The 17,493-nt window shown below is 67.9% G+C and carries 18 protein-coding genes; 12 read left to right on the forward strand and 6 right to left on the reverse strand.

Translation table 11 applies throughout. The features are described 5' to 3' along the window. The first annotated feature begins 71 nt into the window (after positions 1 to 71). Positions 72 to 965, forward strand: a complete 894-nt coding sequence (locus WS78_RS31035; RefSeq protein WP_059576924.1) for a LysR family transcriptional regulator ArgP — start codon at positions 72 to 74, stop codon at positions 963 to 965. Between the two features lie 36 nt (positions 966 to 1,001). Here WS78_RS31035 and fnr read toward each other — a convergent pair whose 3' ends face one another. After that, positions 1,002 to 1,757, reverse strand: coding sequence for a fumarate/nitrate reduction transcriptional regulator Fnr (gene fnr, locus WS78_RS31040; protein ID WP_038747485.1), 756 nt, complete (start codon positions 1,755 to 1,757; stop codon positions 1,002 to 1,004). 149 nt (positions 1,758 to 1,906) lie between these two features. Then, positions 1,907 to 2,374, reverse strand: a complete 468-nt coding sequence (locus tag WS78_RS31045) for a universal stress protein (RefSeq protein ID WP_059576921.1) — start codon at positions 2,372 to 2,374, stop codon at positions 1,907 to 1,909. Positions 2,375 to 2,821: 447 nt separating this feature from the next. Between WS78_RS31045 and WS78_RS31050 the strand changes: the two genes are divergently transcribed. From WS78_RS31050 to WS78_RS31065, 3 genes are all read left to right on the forward strand, one after another. Continuing rightward, positions 2,822 to 3,052, forward strand: a complete 231-nt coding sequence (locus tag WS78_RS31050) for a hypothetical protein (RefSeq protein WP_038747491.1) — start codon at positions 2,822 to 2,824, stop codon at positions 3,050 to 3,052. A gap of 677 nt (positions 3,053 to 3,729) precedes the next feature. Continuing rightward, entirely contained in the window at positions 3,730 to 5,310 is a 1,581-nt protein-coding gene (locus WS78_RS31060) for an aldehyde dehydrogenase (NADP(+)) (RefSeq protein WP_059576916.1), read from the forward strand. 5 nt (positions 5,311 to 5,315) lie between these two features. Continuing rightward, positions 5,316 to 6,257, forward strand: coding sequence for an SMP-30/gluconolactonase/LRE family protein (locus WS78_RS31065; protein WP_038747578.1), 942 nt, complete (start codon positions 5,316 to 5,318; stop codon positions 6,255 to 6,257). Between the two features lie 745 nt (positions 6,258 to 7,002). Here the strand turns inward: WS78_RS31065 and WS78_RS31075 are convergent. Beyond that, entirely contained in the window at positions 7,003 to 7,419 is a 417-nt protein-coding gene (locus WS78_RS31075; protein WP_059576909.1) for a DUF3005 domain-containing protein, read from the reverse strand. 269 nt (positions 7,420 to 7,688) lie between these two features. Here WS78_RS31075 and WS78_RS31085 point away from each other — a divergent pair, with 269 nt between their 5' ends. Next, the gene (locus WS78_RS31085) at positions 7,689 to 7,925 is read left to right on the forward strand and encodes an HlyU family transcriptional regulator (protein ID WP_038747504.1); all 237 of its coding nucleotides are present in this window, start codon (positions 7,689 to 7,691) and stop codon (positions 7,923 to 7,925) included. A 124-nt stretch (positions 7,926 to 8,049) separates the two neighbouring features. Next, positions 8,050 to 8,973 carry a serine O-acetyltransferase EpsC gene (epsC, locus tag WS78_RS31090; RefSeq protein ID WP_038747507.1) on the forward strand — a complete coding sequence of 308 codons (924 nt, stop codon included), beginning with the start codon at positions 8,050 to 8,052 and terminating at the stop codon, positions 8,971 to 8,973. A gap of 144 nt (positions 8,974 to 9,117) precedes the next feature. On the opposite strand, the gene WS78_RS31095 is transcribed toward epsC, so the two are convergent. The 3 genes from WS78_RS31095 to WS78_RS31105 all read right to left on the reverse strand — a co-directional run bounded on the left by WS78_RS31095 (position 9,118) and on the right by WS78_RS31105 (position 11,719). Further along, entirely contained in the window at positions 9,118 to 9,921 is an 804-nt protein-coding gene (locus WS78_RS31095) for an SDR family oxidoreductase (protein ID WP_059576906.1), read from the reverse strand. Further along, complete coding sequence (gene folE / locus WS78_RS31100) at positions 9,921 to 10,652, reverse strand: GTP cyclohydrolase I FolE (protein ID WP_081989521.1); 732 nt, start codon at positions 10,650 to 10,652, stop codon at positions 9,921 to 9,923. Before folE ends, WS78_RS31095 begins: the two co-directional genes overlap by 1 nt. 143 nt (positions 10,653 to 10,795) lie before the next feature. Continuing rightward, entirely contained in the window at positions 10,796 to 11,719 is a 924-nt protein-coding gene (locus tag WS78_RS31105) for a LysR family transcriptional regulator (RefSeq protein ID WP_038747514.1), read from the reverse strand. A gap of 166 nt (positions 11,720 to 11,885) precedes the next feature. On the opposite strand from WS78_RS31105, the gene WS78_RS31110 reads away from it, so the two are divergent. The 6 genes from WS78_RS31110 (at position 11,886) to pcaC (ending at position 17,397) form a co-directional block, all read left to right on the forward strand. Further along, positions 11,886 to 13,109, forward strand: a complete 1,224-nt coding sequence (locus WS78_RS31110) for a 4-hydroxybenzoate 3-monooxygenase (RefSeq protein ID WP_059576900.1) — start codon at positions 11,886 to 11,888, stop codon at positions 13,107 to 13,109. 204 nt (positions 13,110 to 13,313) lie between these two features. Beyond that, the gene (locus WS78_RS31115) at positions 13,314 to 14,027 is read left to right on the forward strand and encodes a 3-oxoacid CoA-transferase subunit A (protein ID WP_059576896.1); all 714 of its coding nucleotides are present in this window, start codon (positions 13,314 to 13,316) and stop codon (positions 14,025 to 14,027) included. An 18-nt stretch (positions 14,028 to 14,045) separates the two neighbouring features. Further along, positions 14,046 to 14,702: a CoA transferase subunit B gene (locus tag WS78_RS31120; RefSeq protein WP_038747523.1), complete on the forward strand. Its 657-nt coding sequence runs from the start codon at positions 14,046 to 14,048 to the stop codon at positions 14,700 to 14,702. A 139-nt stretch (positions 14,703 to 14,841) separates the two neighbouring features. After that, positions 14,842 to 16,200 (forward strand): 3-carboxy-cis,cis-muconate cycloisomerase, encoded by a 1,359-nt coding sequence (locus WS78_RS31125; RefSeq protein WP_059576893.1) that lies wholly within the window; start codon positions 14,842 to 14,844, stop codon positions 16,198 to 16,200. Between the two features lie 12 nt (positions 16,201 to 16,212). Next, on the forward strand, positions 16,213 to 16,998 hold the full coding sequence (gene pcaD / locus WS78_RS31130) for a 3-oxoadipate enol-lactonase (RefSeq protein ID WP_059576891.1): 786 nt from the start codon (positions 16,213 to 16,215) through the stop codon (positions 16,996 to 16,998). 15 nt (positions 16,999 to 17,013) lie between these two features. Beyond that, positions 17,014 to 17,397 (forward strand): 4-carboxymuconolactone decarboxylase, encoded by a 384-nt coding sequence (gene pcaC, locus WS78_RS31135; RefSeq protein WP_038747531.1) that lies wholly within the window; start codon positions 17,014 to 17,016, stop codon positions 17,395 to 17,397. Positions 17,398 to 17,493 lie beyond the last annotated feature (96 nt).

Consider the following 17,493-nt stretch of genomic DNA (forward strand, 5'->3'; position numbering starts at 1 on the left):
AGAGGCGCTAGTCTGCGGTGATCGCCGGAATTAGAAAAGCTAAATAATCTAATGCGGATTAAGGAAAACTGATGATCGACTACGCGTTGCTCGATGCGCTCGCCGAAGTGATCCGCCACGGCTCGTTCGAGCGGGCGGCGAAAGCGCTCAATGTGTCGCCTTCCGCGGTGTCGCAGCGCGTGAAGCTGCTGGAGGAGCGAGTGGGCAGCGTGCTCGTCAAGCGCGGGCAGCCGTGCGTCGCGACGACGTCGGGCGCGCTGCTGTGCCGCCACACCGAGCGCGTGCGCATGCTCGAAGCCGAATTGTCGGCGCACGTGCCCGGATTCGCCGGCGCGGCAACGGGGCCGTGGCCGACGCTGCGCGTCGCCGTCAACGACGACAGCGTCGCGACCTGGTTCGTCGATGCGGTCGGCCCGTTTTGCGCGGAGAGCGGCACGCTGCTCGATCTCGTGATCGACGATCAGGACTACACCGCCGAGCGGATTCGCGACGGCAGCGTGCAGGGCGCGGTGACGGCGCTCGCCGAGCCGATCCAGGGCTGCCGTTCGACGCGCCTCGGCCGGATGCGCTATCACGCGGTGTGCTCGCCCGCGTTCCACGCGCGCTATTTCGGCAACGGCGTCAACCGCGACGCGCTGCGGCACGCGCCGTGCGTGATGTTCAATCCGAAGGACAGCCTGCAGGCGCGCTTCATCCGGCGCGTGACGCGCGTGGATCTCGATCCGCCGCAGCACTGGATTCCGCACGTCGCGGGCTACCTGCGCGCGTGCGAGGCGGGGCTCGGCTGGGGCATGTGTCCGGAGCGGATGGTCGAGCGTCAGATCGCCGCGGGCGAGCTCGTCGATTTGTCGGAGGGAAGAAGCATCGACGTCGAGCTCTACTGGCAGAGCTGGCGATTGTCGATCGGCTGGCTGGACGAGTTTAGCGCGGCGCTCAAGGCGAGCGCCGCGCAGTTTCTGGATTGATTCGGCGCGAGGAAAGGCGCGACGGCGGGCGCGGGATTACAGGCGATGCAGGCCGTCGAAATCGACGATGCGCACCGTCCGGCCCTGCATCTCGATCAGGCCGCGCTTGTGGAACTTCGACAGCGTGCGGCTGACCGTCTCGAGCGTCATGCCGAGATAGCTGCCGATGTCCTCGCGCGTCATCCGCAGGTTGAATTCGTTCGGCGAATAGCCGCGCTTCATGTAGCGCGACGACACGTCGAGCAGGAACGCCGCGACGCGCTCCTCGGCGTTCAGCGAGCCGAGCACCATCGTCTGCGACGTTTCGCGAACGATCTGCTCGCTCATCAGCTTGTGCATGCGCAACTGCATCGTGCCGGCTTCCGAGCACAGCGTCTTCAGCGCGCTGTACGGGATCACGCAGACCGAGCTGTCCTCGAGCGCGACCGCGGTGCGCGGATGCGCGTCGTCGCAGATGCCGTCGAGGCCGAGGGCTTCGCCCGCGAGGTGCAGGCCGGTGACCTGTTCGCGGCCGTCATGGCGCGTCGCGATGGTTTTCAGCGATCCCGAGCGGACCGCGTACAGGTTGTCGAACGAGTCGCCTTCGCGGAACAGCGTCTCGCCGCGTCGAACCGGGCGGGCGCTGCAGATCACGGATTCGAGGCGCGCGAGCGCTTCGGGCGCGAGCCCCTGGGGCATGCAGAGGTGGCGCATCGCGCACGTCGAGCAGTGTGCGGCCTGGCGCGGCGCCCACGTGCTGGTGGCATGGACGGGAGCCGCGGCGGCGGCGGGTCGGGCGACGGGCGTAAGCATGATGGATGACTCTGAGGTTGAATCGGTAAAGCCATTGTCCCATCGTGGGCTAAGCCTGTTTAGCGACAAAACGCCGCGACTCCCCGTGCGATTTCCTTGTTCGGCCGCAACGCGTGGTTGCGGCGAAACATCGCAGCCGTTGCGTTCGATCAGTGTTCCCGATCTTCCGGATGCGCGGCGGCCGGGATCAGCAGCACGGGCAGCGCCGAGTGCCGCACGCACTGTTCGGCGACGCTGCCGAGCACGAGCCGCTTGAAACCGCGGCGGCCATGCGTGCCGAGCACGAGCAAGTCCGCGCCGAACGCTTTCGCGCCTTCGACGATGAGCGACGGCACGTCGGCGAGCGACGTCGCCTCGCCGATCTTCAGCGCGCCCTTCACGCCGGCTTCGTGCATCTTCTGCGCGAATTCCTTCGCCAGATCGTTGCCCTGCTGAAGCAGTTGCGTGCGCAGGATCGACGGATCGTAGCCGGGCACGTTGTAGTAGATCGCGGCGTTCTCCACGACGTAGAAGGGCTGCAGCTCCGCGCCGCTCGTCCTGGCGATGCCGAGCGCCGCGTCGAATGCGTGGCGTGCCGTTTCGCTGCCGTCGACTGCGACAAGAATGCGCTGATACATGATGTCTCCGTGGTGCGGTTGAGAAAAGATCGGCCGTTCGGCCGGTTGGGTTTGACGACGTCTTTTTACAAAGTAAACGATTACTGACCAGGGCGCAGCGAACTCGATGCGCAGCGATCCGGCGCGGCGAAGTAAACGCGGCGCCGGACTTTTCAGGATTCCGTCGGTCGCGGCGGATTTTTTGCGCGCGATCGGCGTATCGGCCGGATCGGTTCGCGTCGCGTGTCGCGGCGCCGTAATAGACTTGGCCGAGCCCCGGGCACGTTCGCCGAGCGGCGCGAATCGATGCTGGTTTGAAACGCGTCGGGCGAGAGCGTTCCCGACATTTCTTACGACGATCGACGAAGGCCGCGTGCGAGCGCCGAGGCCGCATGCGCAAGGGCGCGGCCGCCGCGCCCGCCCGCCGCCCGTTTCGTTCGGTTTCGTCCAACCGGAAAAGGAGGACACATGCCGTATGTCGCACTCGAGGTGTTGACCGAAGACGCCAACCGGTACGCGCTGCCGGACCTGATCGGCGTGGGCGGCGCTTCGCCCGATGTGCCGCATGTCTGCGAGATGCTGCTCGCGGACGCCCAGTGGCCGACGATTCAGGCATATCTCGATCGGCAGGAGCTGCCTTACAAGTTTGCGCGGCCGAGTACCGGGCGCAGAGTCGGGAGGAACAATCCGAGCTGGTAGGGCGGCGGCCGCGGCGAAGCGGGCCGATCGCCGGCCGGTGCGGGCGATGCCGGCGGCGGCGCGGATGTCGTCGCCGTCGCCGTCGCCGTCGCTATCGCTCGCGCAGCCGATGGGCGGCGCGCCGCCGGCGCAGGACGTATCCGCAAATCGATTCACGCCGGCGCTTGGCGGACGAGCGTCGATCGTCGGCGTTCGTTCGGGCCGGCTTCTCGTTCGCCGAGAATCCCGGAAAGCGTTGATTTCCGAAAACGCGCGTGTATTCCGCGGCATGCGCTCATGTCCGCGATTCGCCGTGGCAGATGCCGTTCGCGTCATGTGAACGGATCGTATCCGTCGCGCCACGTCGGCCCCGGGAACCTGCTGCATCGCTTGTTCGCCGCGATGGCGGCGTGCCGCGCCTTATCGTTGCGCGCGGCCTATCCCGCGTTCGCATGCCGGACTCGTTCGCCGCCGGCCCAGCCCGCTCCGCCTGTCCGCGCGCCGATTCGAGCGAAGCGGCGCGCCGCGCCGTCTGGCACGATAATGCGATTCGCGTGTACCCGATCGGCGCGGCCCGTCGAGCCGCCCGATCGCACTGACTCGTCCGATTCACCCGATTTACCCGATTCGCCTGCGGGCGGCGCGCGCGGCATCGCGCCGCCCGCCGCCCTCGGCAGATTTTTCAATCCGGAGGAAGCATGCAGATCACTGGGGAGATGTTGATTGGCGCGACCGCGGTGCGCGGCACCGAAGGCACGATGCGCGCATTCGATCCGACGCACGACGTCGAGCTCGAGCCGGCGTTCGGCGCGGGCGGCGCGGCCGAAGTCGATCGCGCGTGCCGCCTTGCGAGCGCCGCATTCGATTCCTTTCGCCAGGCGCCGCTCGAGACGCGCGCGCGCTTTCTCGAAACGGTTGCCGAGCGCATCGTCGGGCTCGGCGATCAGTTGATCGAACGCGCGCATGCGGAATCGGCGCTGCCCGTCGCGCGTCTCGAAGGCGAGCGCGCGCGCACGGTCGGCCAGTTGCGGTTCTTCGCGTCGGTGGTGCGCGAAGGCCGCTGGCTGAGCGCGACGCTCGATTCCGCGCAGCCCGAGCGCAAGCCGCTGCCGCGCGCCGATCTGCGCTTGCAGAAGATTCCGGTCGGCCCCGTCGCCGTGTTCGGCGCGAGCAATTTTCCGCTCGCGTTCTCGGTAGCGGGCGGCGACACCGCGTCGGCGTTCGCGGCCGGCTGCCCGGTCGTCGCGAAGGCGCATCCCGCGCATCTGGGCACGTCGGAGCTCGTCGGGCGCGCGATCCGGCAGGCGGTCGCCGATTGCGGTCTGCACGAAGGCGTGTTCTCGCTCGTCGTCGGCGCGGGCAACGCGATCGGCGAGGCGCTCGTCGCGCATCCGGCGATCAAGGCGGTCGGCTTCACCGGCTCGCGCGGAGGCGGCATCGCGCTGATGGGCGTCGCCGCCCGGCGGCGCGAGCCGATTCCGGTCTTCGCGGAAATGAGCAGCGTCAATCCGTTCTTCGTGCTGCCCGGCGCGTTGCGCGCGCGCGGCGCGACGATCGCGCAAGGCTTCGTCGAATCGCTGACGCTCGGCGTCGGACAGTTCTGCACGAATCCCGGACTCGTCGTCGCGCTCGACGGGCCGGACCTGAAGGCGTTCGTCGACGCGGCCGCGCAGGCGCTCGCGCAAAAGGGCGCGCAGACGATGCTGACCTCGGGCATCGCGTCGTCGTACGAGAGCGCGGTCGCCGCGCGCCGTGCGGCGACGGGCGTGAGCGAAGTCGCGCAGGGCGTGCGCAGCGACGCGCGCAACGCCGCGCTGCCCGCGCTGTTCACGACGACGCAAACGCAGTTCGCCCAGGACCCGCGGCTCGAAGCCGAGATCTTCGGGCCGACGTCGCTTGTCGTCGTGTGTCGCGACGTCGGCGAGATGATCGCGCTCGCCGAGCACATCGAAGGGCAGTTGAGCGCGACGCTGCATCTCGAAGACGACGATGTCGAGCTGGCGCGCAAACTGTTGCCGACGCTCGAGCGCAGGGCGGGCCGCATCGTTGCGAACGGGTATCCGACGGGCGTCGAGGTTGCGCACGCGATGGTGCACGGCGGGCCGTTCCCGGCGACCTCGGATTCGCGCAGCACGTCGGTCGGCGCGCTCGCGATCGAGCGCTTCCTGCGGCCCGTCTGCTATCAGGACCTGCCCGCGGCGCTGCTGCCGGCCGCGCTCGCCGACGCGAATCCGCTCGGCCTCTGGCGCTTGCGCGACGGCCAGCTCGGCAGGGAGTGAACGCGATGCGCGAAATCGAATCCAGGCGCTATCCCGATCCGGCCGTGCGCGTGCTCGATCCGCGTTTCGACGCGCTGCGCATCCGGTCGGCGTCCGTCGAATGCCTGTTTCAGGGCGCGCGCTGGGCCGAGGGGCCGGTGTGGTTCGGCGACGGGCGTTACTTGCTGTGGAGCGACATCCCGAACAATCGGCTCCTGCGCTGGGACGAGCAGAGCGGCGCGGTCGGCGTGTTCCGCCAGCCGTCGAACAACGCGAACGGCAACACGCGCGATCGCGCGGGGCGGCTCGTCACCTGCGAGCACCTGACGCGCCGCGTCACGCGCACCGAGTACGACGGCTCGATCACGGTGCTCGCCGAACGCTTCGAAGGCAGGCGCCTGAATTCGCCGAACGACGTGATCGTGAAGTCCGACGGCTCGATCTGGTTCAGCGATCCGGACTTCGGCATCCAGAGCTTTTACGAAGGCGAGAAGCAGGAGCCGGAATTGCCCGAGCGCGTTTATCGGATCGATCCGCACACGAGAGAGCTCGAAGCCGTCGTCGACGGCGTGCCGGGGCCGAACGGCCTCGCATTTTCGCCGGACGAATCGATACTCTACGTCGTCGAATCGAAGGGCCGGCCGCGCACGATCCGCGCTTACGATGTTGCGAGCGACGGCAAATCGGTGCGCAACGAACGCGTGCTGATCGATGCGGGGGAGGGGACGCCCGACGGTTTTCGCGTCGACGCGCACGGCAACCTGTGGTGCGGCTGGGGGATGGGCGCCGACGAGCTCGACGGCGTGCGCGTGTTCACGCCGGAAGGCGACGCGATCGGGCACATCGCGTTGCCCGAGCGTTGCGCGAACGTCTGCTTCGGCGGACGGCACAGGAACCGGCTGTTCATGGCGGCGAGCCATGGCTTGTATTCGCTGTACGTGAACGCGCAAGGGGTGGCGGGCGGTTGAGCGCGGGCGCGTCGCGATGCGCGTGGCTCGCGTCGCGGGGCAGCGCGGTTCGGCCTCCTGCGTTCGGGCGTTGCGCATGCGTTGCGTTGCGTCGCGTCGCAACGCCGTAGGTTGCGCCGCGCCGACGCGCACCGCGTGCAGGTCGGCTCGAGCGCGGCAGCCGGCGGCGCGGCGGCCGTTGTCGAAATCCGGATCGACGCTATCACCGCTTTCCGGGGCAACCGCACATCGATATCGACGCTGGTACCGGTACCGATTTCGCCGATGCCGCGAAAACCGATGACGCCGCATCGACGCGCGCGGCAACTGAGGGCGCGCATGTGCGTTTCGCGGTGAAGCACATGCGTTTCGTGAAGCGTGGTGAAGCGATGCGGCAGCGGCGATCGGCGACGTTTACCGTTCGTTACGCATTGCAAGTCGCGCGAGCGCAACTCCGTTGCGTGCGCGTCGGCTTATCTCGAAAAGATTCGGCATGCGCCGACCGGCGAAAACGCTATGCGTCGCGCCTGCGCGCACATTCAAACGCCCGAATCAAACGATCGGCCCGATTGAATGCGCAGTCGAGCTGGTCTCTTGGCATACGAATGCGAACGCGGCCGAACGGCGCGCCCGTCCTGCGGCGGTGACGATCGCCCGGCTTGCGAGCCGATGCCGCATCGGCGGCACGCAACAGCGGCACGCATCAGCACGCGCCGGCACGCACGCAACGACAACGCCGACATGCACGTCGACATCAACACCGACATCAACGCGGAATCGGCGCGAACTCGACGATGCGACCCGGCCGGCGCGGCGGATGATAAGGCGGCGCAAACTCGTCGGCCGCGCGCGCATCGCGCGACGCGGCGGCGTCGAACCCCTTGTCGACGACGGTATAGCCCGAGCGCAGCGCAAACTGCGGATGATTGCCGGCGGGCCGGCTGTCGAAGCCGGCGAAGCCGTCGGGCGTCTCGGGCATCGCATTGACGAGCGACGCGTTGCTCGTCGTGATCTGGTCAGGAGAAATCGGCCCGCCGCTTGCAATGCGGGCGGCCTCGCGGTTCTTGCCGTCGGTGTCGACGGTGCTGTCGTGCGTCGCGTCGTTGTACAGCTCGACGCTGCGCGGATGCGCGCGGCCGGCGTCGGCGGGCGCCCTGCGTTCGAACGGATTCATCGCGATCATCCTCGCGGCGCGACGCCCGGATCTTGCAAGACCCGTTCCGGGCAAGACGGAAAAGGACGCGCGTGCGAGCGCCGCCGTCGCGCCGCGTGTCACGCTTTCCAAATAATTATTTCAGCTAGAAGACGCGTTTTCTACAGAGTATGATTCTTTTCCGACAAAGCGGTGCGCGACATTTGGCGCACCCGCTTTCGCCCGCATCGGGCGCCGCGGCATCCTTAACGGACGGGTAGCGAAGAAGAAGGTAAAGGGGACTTAAGGTGGGCGGACTTATGCACTCTACGACTACGGCATTCACGCATCGCGGGTACCTGCTGAACTGTGCGCCGGCGCGCTCAAGCGACGGCTCGTTTCAGCCTTACGTCGTCATCTCCCGATCGAGCGACGGCGAGCTGGTCGCGAATCGTTTCTTTCCCTCCGATCTGCATTTCAACGACGAAGACGCGGCGATCGCGCATGCGCGCGATTGGGCCGTCCGGTGGATCGACGCGAGCAGTCTCACGATTTAGGACGGCGCGGCGAAGCGCGCGGCGGCGTGCACGCCGCTGACGCGGCAAAAACGCGGTAATCTTGCGGAACCCGTCACTTTTATTGGACGGCCGTGCGCCGAAGCGCGGCCGTACGTTTTTGCCCATGTCGAAATCCGCCCGAAACTGGGACCTCGAACACATCGTCGCCGAGCTGCGCGAATCGCGCGAGAAGCTGCACCGGACGCGCCATCCGCGCGGCATTCGCGAACTGCCTTCGCGCGACGCGATCTGCACGATCGTCTCGGGCCTGCGCGCGTCGATGTTCCCGACGCATTACGGCGCGCCCGATCTGACCGACGAGACCGTCGACTACTACGTCGGCCACACGCTCGAAAGCACGCTGCGCCTGCTCGCCGAACAGATCCGCCGCGCGCTGCCGTTCCTCCCCGAGCACGCTGACACGCCGCCCGCCGCGCTCGCCGAACGCGCGTTCGGAATCGCGCGCGAGCTAGGCACGCAACTGCCCGGCATCCGCGCGCTGCTCGTCAGCGACATTCAGGCCGCGTACGCCGGCGATCCGGCCGCGCAGCACATCACCGAGATCCTGCTCTGCTATCCGGGCGTGCTCGCGATGATGCACCACCGGCTCGCGCACGCGCTGTATCAGCTCGGCGTGCCGCTGCTCGCGCGGTTCATCAACGAGATCGCGCATTCGGCGACGGGCATCGACATCCATCCGGGCGCGCAAATCGGCCCGAGCTTCTTCATCGACCATGGCACGGGTGTCGTGATCGGCGAGACAGCGATCATCGGCGAGCGGGTGCGGCTCTATCAGGCGGTCACGCTCGGCGCGAAGAGCTTCCCCGCCGACGGCGACGGGGTGCTCGTCAAGGGCAACGCGCGGCATCCGGTCGTCGAGGACGACGTCGTGATCTATGCGGGCGCGACGATCCTCGGCCGCGTGACGATCGGCAAGGGTTCGGTGATCGGCGGCAACGTGTGGCTCACGCACAGCGTGCCGCCCGGCAGCAGCGTCGCGCAAGGGAAGATCCGCGAGAGCGACAAGGAGCAGATCGAGAAGGATTGAGCGGATGGCGCGGTTGCCGCTTGACGGCACCGCCGCGCTCGCTCACGCTGATTGCGGCTTGCGGCTTGCGGCTTGCGGCTTGCGGCTTGCGGCTTGCGGCTTGCGGCTCGTCGGCAACCGGTTGCCGCAGTCGCCCTTGCCGGATCAATGCTCACCGGCCGGCGAACGATGCTTGTACAGCACGTCCTGATCGACACGGATCAGGTTCTGTCCCGCGTCGACGACGAAATCGGCGCCGTTGTAGGCCGGCCCGGTTAGCAGCAGGATCGCGTCCGCGACGTCGTCCGGCCCGGCGATCCGCGCGAGCGGCGTCGATGCGCGGCTCGCGTGCTCGAAGTCGGCCTGCGTCTGGTCGTCGCTCGGCAGCATCAATCCCGGAAACACGGCGTTCACGCGCAGCACCGGGCTCGCCGACAGCGCGAGCATCTGCGTGAGATTGCCGAGCGCCGCTTTCGCGACCGTGTAGCTGAAATGGTCGCGATGGAAGTTTTCCTTGATCTTCTGATCGACGACGTTGATCACGACGCCCTGCGCGCCCGCCGCCTTCGCGCGCTCGTAGTACGCGCGCGTGAGCAGGATCGGCGCGCGGCAGTTGATCGCCCACGCGTTGTCGAACGCAGCGAGTTCGAAGCTCGGCAGATGGTCCTGCCAGAACACCGACGCGTTGTTCACGAGCACGTCGAGACGGCCAAAGCGCGCGTAGACCGCATCGACGAGACACGCGATCGCATCCGCGTGCGCGAGGTCCGCCTGCAGCGCGACGGCCTCGCCGCCCGACGATTCGATTTCGCGCGCGACGGCCTGCGCGGCATCGGCCGAGCGGTCGTAGTGCACGGCGACGCGATAACCGCGCGCGGCGAAGCGCAGCGCGAAGGCGCGGCCCGCGCGGCGAGCGGCGCCCGTCACGAGCACGACGGGTGCGGTGGCTGGATTCAAGCTCGACTGCATTACGTATTCGTCAGGTTGACCGAGGAAGGATTCGCGACGATCGACAGGAATTCGCGGCGCGTAGTCGGATCGGTGCGGAACGTGCCGAGCATGCGCGACGTCACCATCTCGACGCCGGGCTTGTGGATGCCGCGCGTCGAGATGCACTGGTGCGCGGCCTCGAGGATCACGCCGACGCCCTTCGGCTGCAGCACGTCGAACAGCGTGTCGGCGATCTGCACGGTCATCTTTTCCTGGATCTGCAGGCGTTTCGCGAATGCGTCGACGAGCCGCGCGAGCTTCGAGATGCCGACGACGCGATGGTTCGGCAGATACGCGACATGCGCGCGGCCGATGATCGGCACCATATGGTGCTCGCAATAGCTTTCGAAGCGGATGTCCTTCAGCACGATCATCTCGTCGTAGCCGTCGACTTCGCTGAACGTGCGCGCGAGGATGTCGCGCGGTTCGAGCGCGTAGCCGGAGAAAAATTCCTCGTACGCGCGCACGACGCGCGCCGGCGTGTCGGCGAGGCCCTCGCGCGCCGGATCGTCGCCTGCCCAGCGAAGCAGCACGCGAACGGCCGCTTCGGCTTCGTCGCGGCTCGGCCGGGGCGTGGCCGGGGGAAGCGTCGCGGGCTTGCGAGCCGCGTTGCGGGCCGTCTGCTTGCTCGCCGTTTCGTTCGTCTTGTTGGCCGCCGCCTTGCGTACGGTCGGGGCCGCGCGCTTGCTCGCGGTCTTTCCTTTAGCCATATCCTCTGAACTCCGTGAAGACCGCCGATGCTGCGGCCGGTCGATCATTGTTTCATGCTTTCGCTGCGTGCGTGCGCTGTGGTTCGCTTTTGCGAACGACGGGCGTGCGCTGCCGCACGCGCGGCTCTGCGCGGTCATTTCGGTCATTTCGGCCATTCGTCGAGCGCGTCGTTGAATAGCCCGGCGACGACGCCGCGCAGCCACGCGATGCTCGGATCGTTGTGGAACTTGCGATGCCAATGCTGCTTCAGGTCGAAGCGCGGCAACGGCAGCGGCGGCTCGACGAGCGTGATCGATGCGTGCTCGGTCGCGTACGCGTAGCCGATCGCGTGCGGGACCGTCGCGATCAGGTCGGTGCGGCTCAGGATGAACGGCAGGCTCATGAAGTGCGGCGTTTCGAGCACTGCCCGGCGCGCGAGCCGCCGCTTCGCCAGATGCCGCTCGAGCACTTCCTGGCTGCGGCCCTCCGCGTGCACGACCGCGTGGCCGCACGCGAGAAACTGCTCGAGCGTGAGCGGCCGCTCCGCAAGCGGATGGCCGCGCCGCAGCAGGCAGATGAAGCGGTGCGTGAAGAGCCGCTGCTGAAAGAAGTTGGTGCCGCCGAGATCCGGAAAGTAGCCGATCGCGAGATCGACGCGGCCGTCCTCGAGCGCGTGCCCGACCTCCGCGTGCGGCAGCGAAACCGAACGCAGGTTCGCCTGCGGCGCGCGTTCCGCCAGCGCTTGCAGCAGCCTCGGCAGGAACACGATCTCGCCGACGTCGGACAACGCGATCGCGAACGTGCGCGCGCTCTTCGCCGGATCGAAGTCGTGCGGCGCGACGAGCCCGCGCTCGATGCTCGCGAGCGCGTCGCGCGCGGCGGGGATCAGCGCGAGCGCGCGCGGCGTAGGCTCCATGCCGCGCGACGTCCGCACGAAGAGCGGATCGCCGAAGTGCTCGCGCAACCGCCCGAGCGCGGCGCTCACGCGCGGCTGGCTGACGCCGAGCAGCTCGCCTGCGCGGCTCACGTTGCGCGTCTCGTGGAGCGCGACCAGGTACGGAATGAGGTTCAGATCGAGTTCGGGCATCGCGTCGCTACTATTGAAAATCCGTATACAACTTATCTCCTGAATTGCGTTGCCGCATAGTCGGGATAGCGCCGACAATCGGTTCGCCATTCGAATCAATGTTCACATTTCATGCAGCCGGTGCAAGCGCCGAAGCGCTGACTCCGGTCGACACAGGAGACGAACAATGCGCACGCAAGTCGCGATCATCGGCGCCGGTCCGTCCGGGTTGCTTCTTTCCCATCTGCTTCGCCTGCAAGGCGTCGAATCCGTCGTGCTCGAAACGCGTTCGCGCGAATACTGCGAGAACCGCATCCGCGCCGGCGTGCTCGAGCAAGGCACCGTCGACACGCTGAACGAAGCCGGTCTGGGCGCGCGGATGCGGCGCGAGGGCCTCGTTCACCATGGCGTCGAGCTGCTGTTCGGCGGCCGCCGCCACCGGATCGACTTCGGTGACCTGACACCCGGCCGGGCGATCACCGTCTACAGCCAGCACGAGGTCGTGCGCGATCTGATCGCGGCCGCGCTCGAGCACGGCCAGCCGACCCATTTCGACGTGCGCGACGTCGCGCTGCACGACGTGGCGACCGGGCGGCCGTCGGTGACGTTCTCGCATGCGGACGGGCGCACCGAGCGCATCGACTGCGACTACGTCGCCGGCTGCGACGGCTTTCACGGCATCGCCCGCCGGACGATTCCCGCCGAGCGGCTGCGCACGTTCGAGCGCGTGTATCCGTACGCTTGGCTCGGCATCCTCGCCGAGGCGGCGCCGTCGCTCGACGAGCTCGTCTATGCACATCATGCGCGCGGCTTCGCGCTGTTCTCGATGCGCTCGCCGACCGTCACCCGACTGTACCTGCAATGCCGGCCCGACGAGAACCTGGCCGAATGGCCGGACGAGCGGATCTGGGGAGAGCTGCGCACGCGCTTCGAGAACGACAGCGGCTGGATGCCGAGCGAAGGCCGCATCACGCAGAAGAGCGTGACGCCGATGCGCAGCTTCGTGTCCGAGACGATGCAGTACGGGCGGCTGTTCCTGGCGGGCGATGCCGCGCACATCGTGCCGCCGACGGGCGCGAAGGGGATGAACCTCGCGGTCGCCGACGTCCGGGCGCTGTCGCGCGCGCTCGGCGCGCGCTACCGCGACGGCCGCGACGACTTGCTCGACGCGTACTCGTCAACCTGTCTGGAACGGGTATGGCGCGCCGAGCATTTTTCGTATTGCATGACGAACATGCTGCATCCGTGCGCCGACGATTCGCCGTTCGTCAATCGGCTCAGGCGCGCCGAGCTCGAGTACGTCACGCGTTCGCGCGCGGCCGCGCAGTCGCTCGCGGAAAACTACGTCGGCTTGCCGTTCGACGACGCGTCGCGCACCACGCCTTCCTTCGGCGCGGCCGCCGCCGCGTGAGCGCATCGCGCGGAAATCGCGCAAGGCAGGCCCGCGCGCCGTCGTCTTGACAATTCTGCGCGCGCGCCTCTATGATCGGCACACCGTTCGCTAATCGAATCTGAGTTCGTAATTCGAACAAATCGGATCGCCTGGCGAAGCGCGCAGCCATGCGCGAACGCGTGCCGCAGCGGGCGGCGCGCGCGGATTCGCACAGGAAGAGACATGGTCAACAAGATTTTCGATTCCCTCCAGTCGGCGGTGGCCGACGTCCACGACGGCGCGACGATCATGATCGGCGGCTTCGGCACGGCCGGGATGCCCGCCGAGCTGATCGACGCGCTGATCGCGCACGGCGCGCGCGAGCTGACGATCGTCAACAACAACGCCGGCAACGGCGAGACGGGCCTCGCCGCGCTGCTGAAGGCGAAGCGCGTGCGCAAGATCATCTGCTCGTTCCCGCGCCAGGCCGATTCGCAAGTGTTCGATGCGCTGTATCGCGCGGGCGAGATCGAGCTCGAGCTGGTGCCGCAAGGCAATCTCGCCGAGCGGATTCGCGCGGCGGGCGCCGGCATCGGCGGATTTTTCTCGCCGACCGGCTACGGCACGAAGCTTGCCGAAGGCAAGGAAACGCGCGTGATCGACGGCAAGCATTACGTGTTCGAAACGCCGATTCACGCGGATTTCGCGCTCGTGAAGGCGTACAAGGGCGACCGCTGGGGCAATCTCGTCTATCGGAAGACCGCGCGCAACTTCGGCCCGGTGATGGCGATGGCCGCGAAAACGTCGATCGTGCAGGTGTCGCAAGTCGTGCCGCTCGGCGCGCTGAATCCCGAGCACGTCGTGACGCCCGGCATCTTCGTGCAGCGCATCGTCGAAGTGCCGCAGGCCGCGCATGCGGCCGAGCTGGCCGCCGAGCGCGCCGCGAGCGCCGCCTGAATCCCCGAGGAGAGCACGATGAAACGACTGACCCGCGACGACATGGCCAAGCGCGTCGCGCAAGACATTCCCGAAGGCGCGTACGTGAACCTCGGCATCGGCGTGCCGACGCTCGTCGCGAACCATCTCGATCCGCGCAAGGAAATCTTCCTGCACAGCGAGAACGGCCTGCTCGGCATGGGCCCGGCCCCCGCGGCGGGCGAAGAGGACGACGAACTGATCAACGCCGGCAAGCAGCACGTGACGCTGCTCACGGGCGGCGCGTACTTTCATCACGCGGATTCGTTCGCGATGATGCGCGGCGGCCATCTCGACTATTGCGTGCTCGGCGCGTTCCAGGTATCCGCGAAAGGCGATCTCGCGAACTGGCATACGGGCGCGCCCGATGCGATTCCCGCGGTCGGCGGCGCGATGGATCTCGCGATCGGCGCGAAGCAGGTGTTCGTGATGATGGAGCACCTGACGAAGCAGGGCGAAAGCAAGATCGTCGCGCAATGCTCGTATCCGGTGACGGGCGTGCGCTGCGTCGATCGCATTTACACCGATCTCGCGGTGCTCGACGTGACGAGCGACGGGCTCGCCGTGCGCGAGATCTTCGCCGGCATCTCGTTCGACGAGCTGCAGAAGCTCACGGGCGTGCCGCTCGTCGACGCGACGCAGAAGGCCGCCGCATAACGCGGCGGCGCGCGGCGCCGCACGCGTTCGTCCCGCCCGGCCGCCTGGCGTGTCGCCGAGGTTGGCCGAACGGACGAGCGCGCGCCGTTCGGCGCTTCGGTGGACAATAAGCGCAATCCGTTTTCTTCCGATCGATCCCATGCTCGAAGACAGCGCCCGCCTGACCTCCCTCATCTGTGCGAGCGAATCGCTGAATCAGATCTGGTCGCCGCGCGCGACGTTGCAGCGCATGCTCGACGTCGAAGCGGCGCTTGCCCGCGCGCTCGCCGCGCACGGCGTGATTCCGGCGAGCGCGGTGCAGCCGATCGAGGCGACGTGCACGGCCGACGCGCTCGACGCGCAGGCGCTGATGCGCGACGCGGCGCTCGGCGGCAATCTCGCGATTCCGCTCGTCAGGCAGTTGACCGCGCGCGTGAAGGCGCGCGACGCCGAAGCGGCGAAATTCGTGCACTGGGGCGCGACGAGCCAGGACATCATCGACACGGCGACGGTGCTGCAGCTGCGCGACACGTTCGACTGGCTCGAGCCGCTGCTGCGCGACACGTGCGCGACGCTCGCGACGCTCGCCGCCGCGCATCGCGCGACGCCGATGATCGGCCGCACGTGGCTGCAGCAGGCGCTGCCGATCACGCTCGGATTGAAGTTCGCGCAATGGCTCGACGCGCTGCTTCGTCATCGCGAGCGTATCGCCGCGTTGCGCGAGCGCACGCTCGCGCTGCAGTTCGGCGGGGCGGCGGGCACGCTCGCGAGCCTGCGCGACGCGGCGCCGGCGGTTGCGCGCGCGCTCGCGGACGACTTGCGGCTCGCGCTGCCGGCCGTGCCGTGGCACACGCAGCGCGACCGGATCGCCGAGACGGCGGCTTGCTTCGGGATGCTGATCGGCACGCTCGGCAAGATCGCGCGCGACGTTTCGCTGTCGATGCAGACCGAGATCGGCGAACTCGCCGAGCCTGCCGCGGCCGGCAAGGGCGGTTCGTCGACGATGCCGCACAAGCGCAACCCGGTCGGCTGCGCGGCCGTGCTGACCGCGGCCGTGCGCGCGCCGGGGCTCGTCTCCACCGTGTTCGCCGGCATGGTTCAGGAGCACGAGCGTGCGCTCGGCGGCTGGCAGGCCGAATGGGACGCGCTGCCCGAACTCGCGCGGCTCGCGGGCGGCGCGCTCGCGCAGGTCGCGCAGATCGTCGCCGGCCTGAACGTCGACGTCGCGCGTCTCGCCGCGAATCTCGACGCGACGCACGGCCTCGTGCTCGGCGAAGCGGTGATGCTCGCGCTCGGCGACAAGATCGGCCGGCTCGACGCGCATCATCTCGTCGAGCGCGCATCGAAGGAAGCCGTGCGCAGCGGCCGCCCGCTGCACGACGTGCTCGCCGCCGATCCGGACGTCGCGGCGCACATCGCGCCCGACGCGCTGCGCCAGTTGCTCGATCCCGCTCATTACGTCGGCGAGGCGCATGCCTACGTCGACGCCGTGCTCGCGCTCCATGCGAGCCGCCACTAAGGAGAGATTCCCATGCCTTTCGCATCAGTCAACGGAGTGCGGCTGCATTACCGGATCGACCGCGCGACGCGCGCCGGCGCACCGTGGCTCGTGTTCTCGAATTCGCTTGGTGCGGACCTGTCGATGTGGGCGCCGCAGATCGGCCCGCTGACGGCGCACTTCAACCTGCTGCGCTACGACACGCGCGGTCACGGTCACTCCGACGCACCGGCCGGCTCGTATTCGATCGAGCAACTGACGGGCGACGTGATCGGCCTGCTCGACCACGTCGGGATCGAGCGCGCGCATTTCTGCGGAATCTCGATGGGCGGCCTCACGGGCGCGGCGCTCGCCGCGCGCCATGCGAGCCGCATCGATCGCGCGGTGCTGTCGAATACGTCCGCGAAAATCGGCTCGCCGCAAGTGTGGGGGCCGCGCGCGCAACAGGCGCGCGCCGAAGGAATGGTGGCGCTCGCCGACGCGGTGCTGCCGCGCTGGTTCACGGCCGCGTTCTTCGAGCGCGAGCCGCGCCTCATCGATGTGATTCGCGACACGTTTAATCACACGGACAAGGAAGGCTACGCGGCGAATTGCGACGCGCTGAACGCCGCCGATCTGCGCGACGAAGTGAAGGGCATTCGCGTGCCGACGCTCGTCGTGACGGGCGCGCACGACATGTCGACGCCGCCCGACCAGGGCCGCGCGCTCGCCGCCGCGGTCGCGGGGGCGGAGCACGTCGAATTCGACTGCGCGCACATCTCGAACATCGAATGCGCGGACGGCTTCAATCGCACGCTGACCGATTTCCTGACGGCGTGACGCGAGGGCATCGAGATGAATGACGACCAACGTTACGAAGCGGGCATGAAGGTGCGCCGCGCGGTGCTCGGCGATGCGCACGTCGAGCGCTCGCTCGCGAATCGCACCGAGCTGACCGAAGAGTTCCAGAACCTGATCACGCGCTATGCATGGGGCGAGATCTGGACGCGCGAAGGCCTGCCGCGCCACACGCGCAGCCTGCTGACGATTGCGATGATGGTTGCGCTCAATCGCGGCGAAGAGCTCGCGCTGCATCTGCGCGCAGCGAAGAACAACGGCGTGACGCGCGACGAGATCAAGGAAGTGTTGCTGCAGACCGCCATCTACTGCGGCGTGCCTGCAGCGAATTCGGCATTTCACCTCGCGCAGCGCATCTTCAGCGAAGACGACGCGGCCTGACGCCGCGCGGTGCAAGAGACAAGCGAGACGCTAGCGACAAAAGAGACGCGAGAGGCACAAGAGACACGAGCAAGAAACGACACACCGCACGGGCGG

This window comes from Burkholderia savannae, assembly GCF_001524445.2.
Taxonomy (GTDB): Bacteria; Pseudomonadota; Gammaproteobacteria; order Burkholderiales; family Burkholderiaceae; genus Burkholderia; species Burkholderia savannae.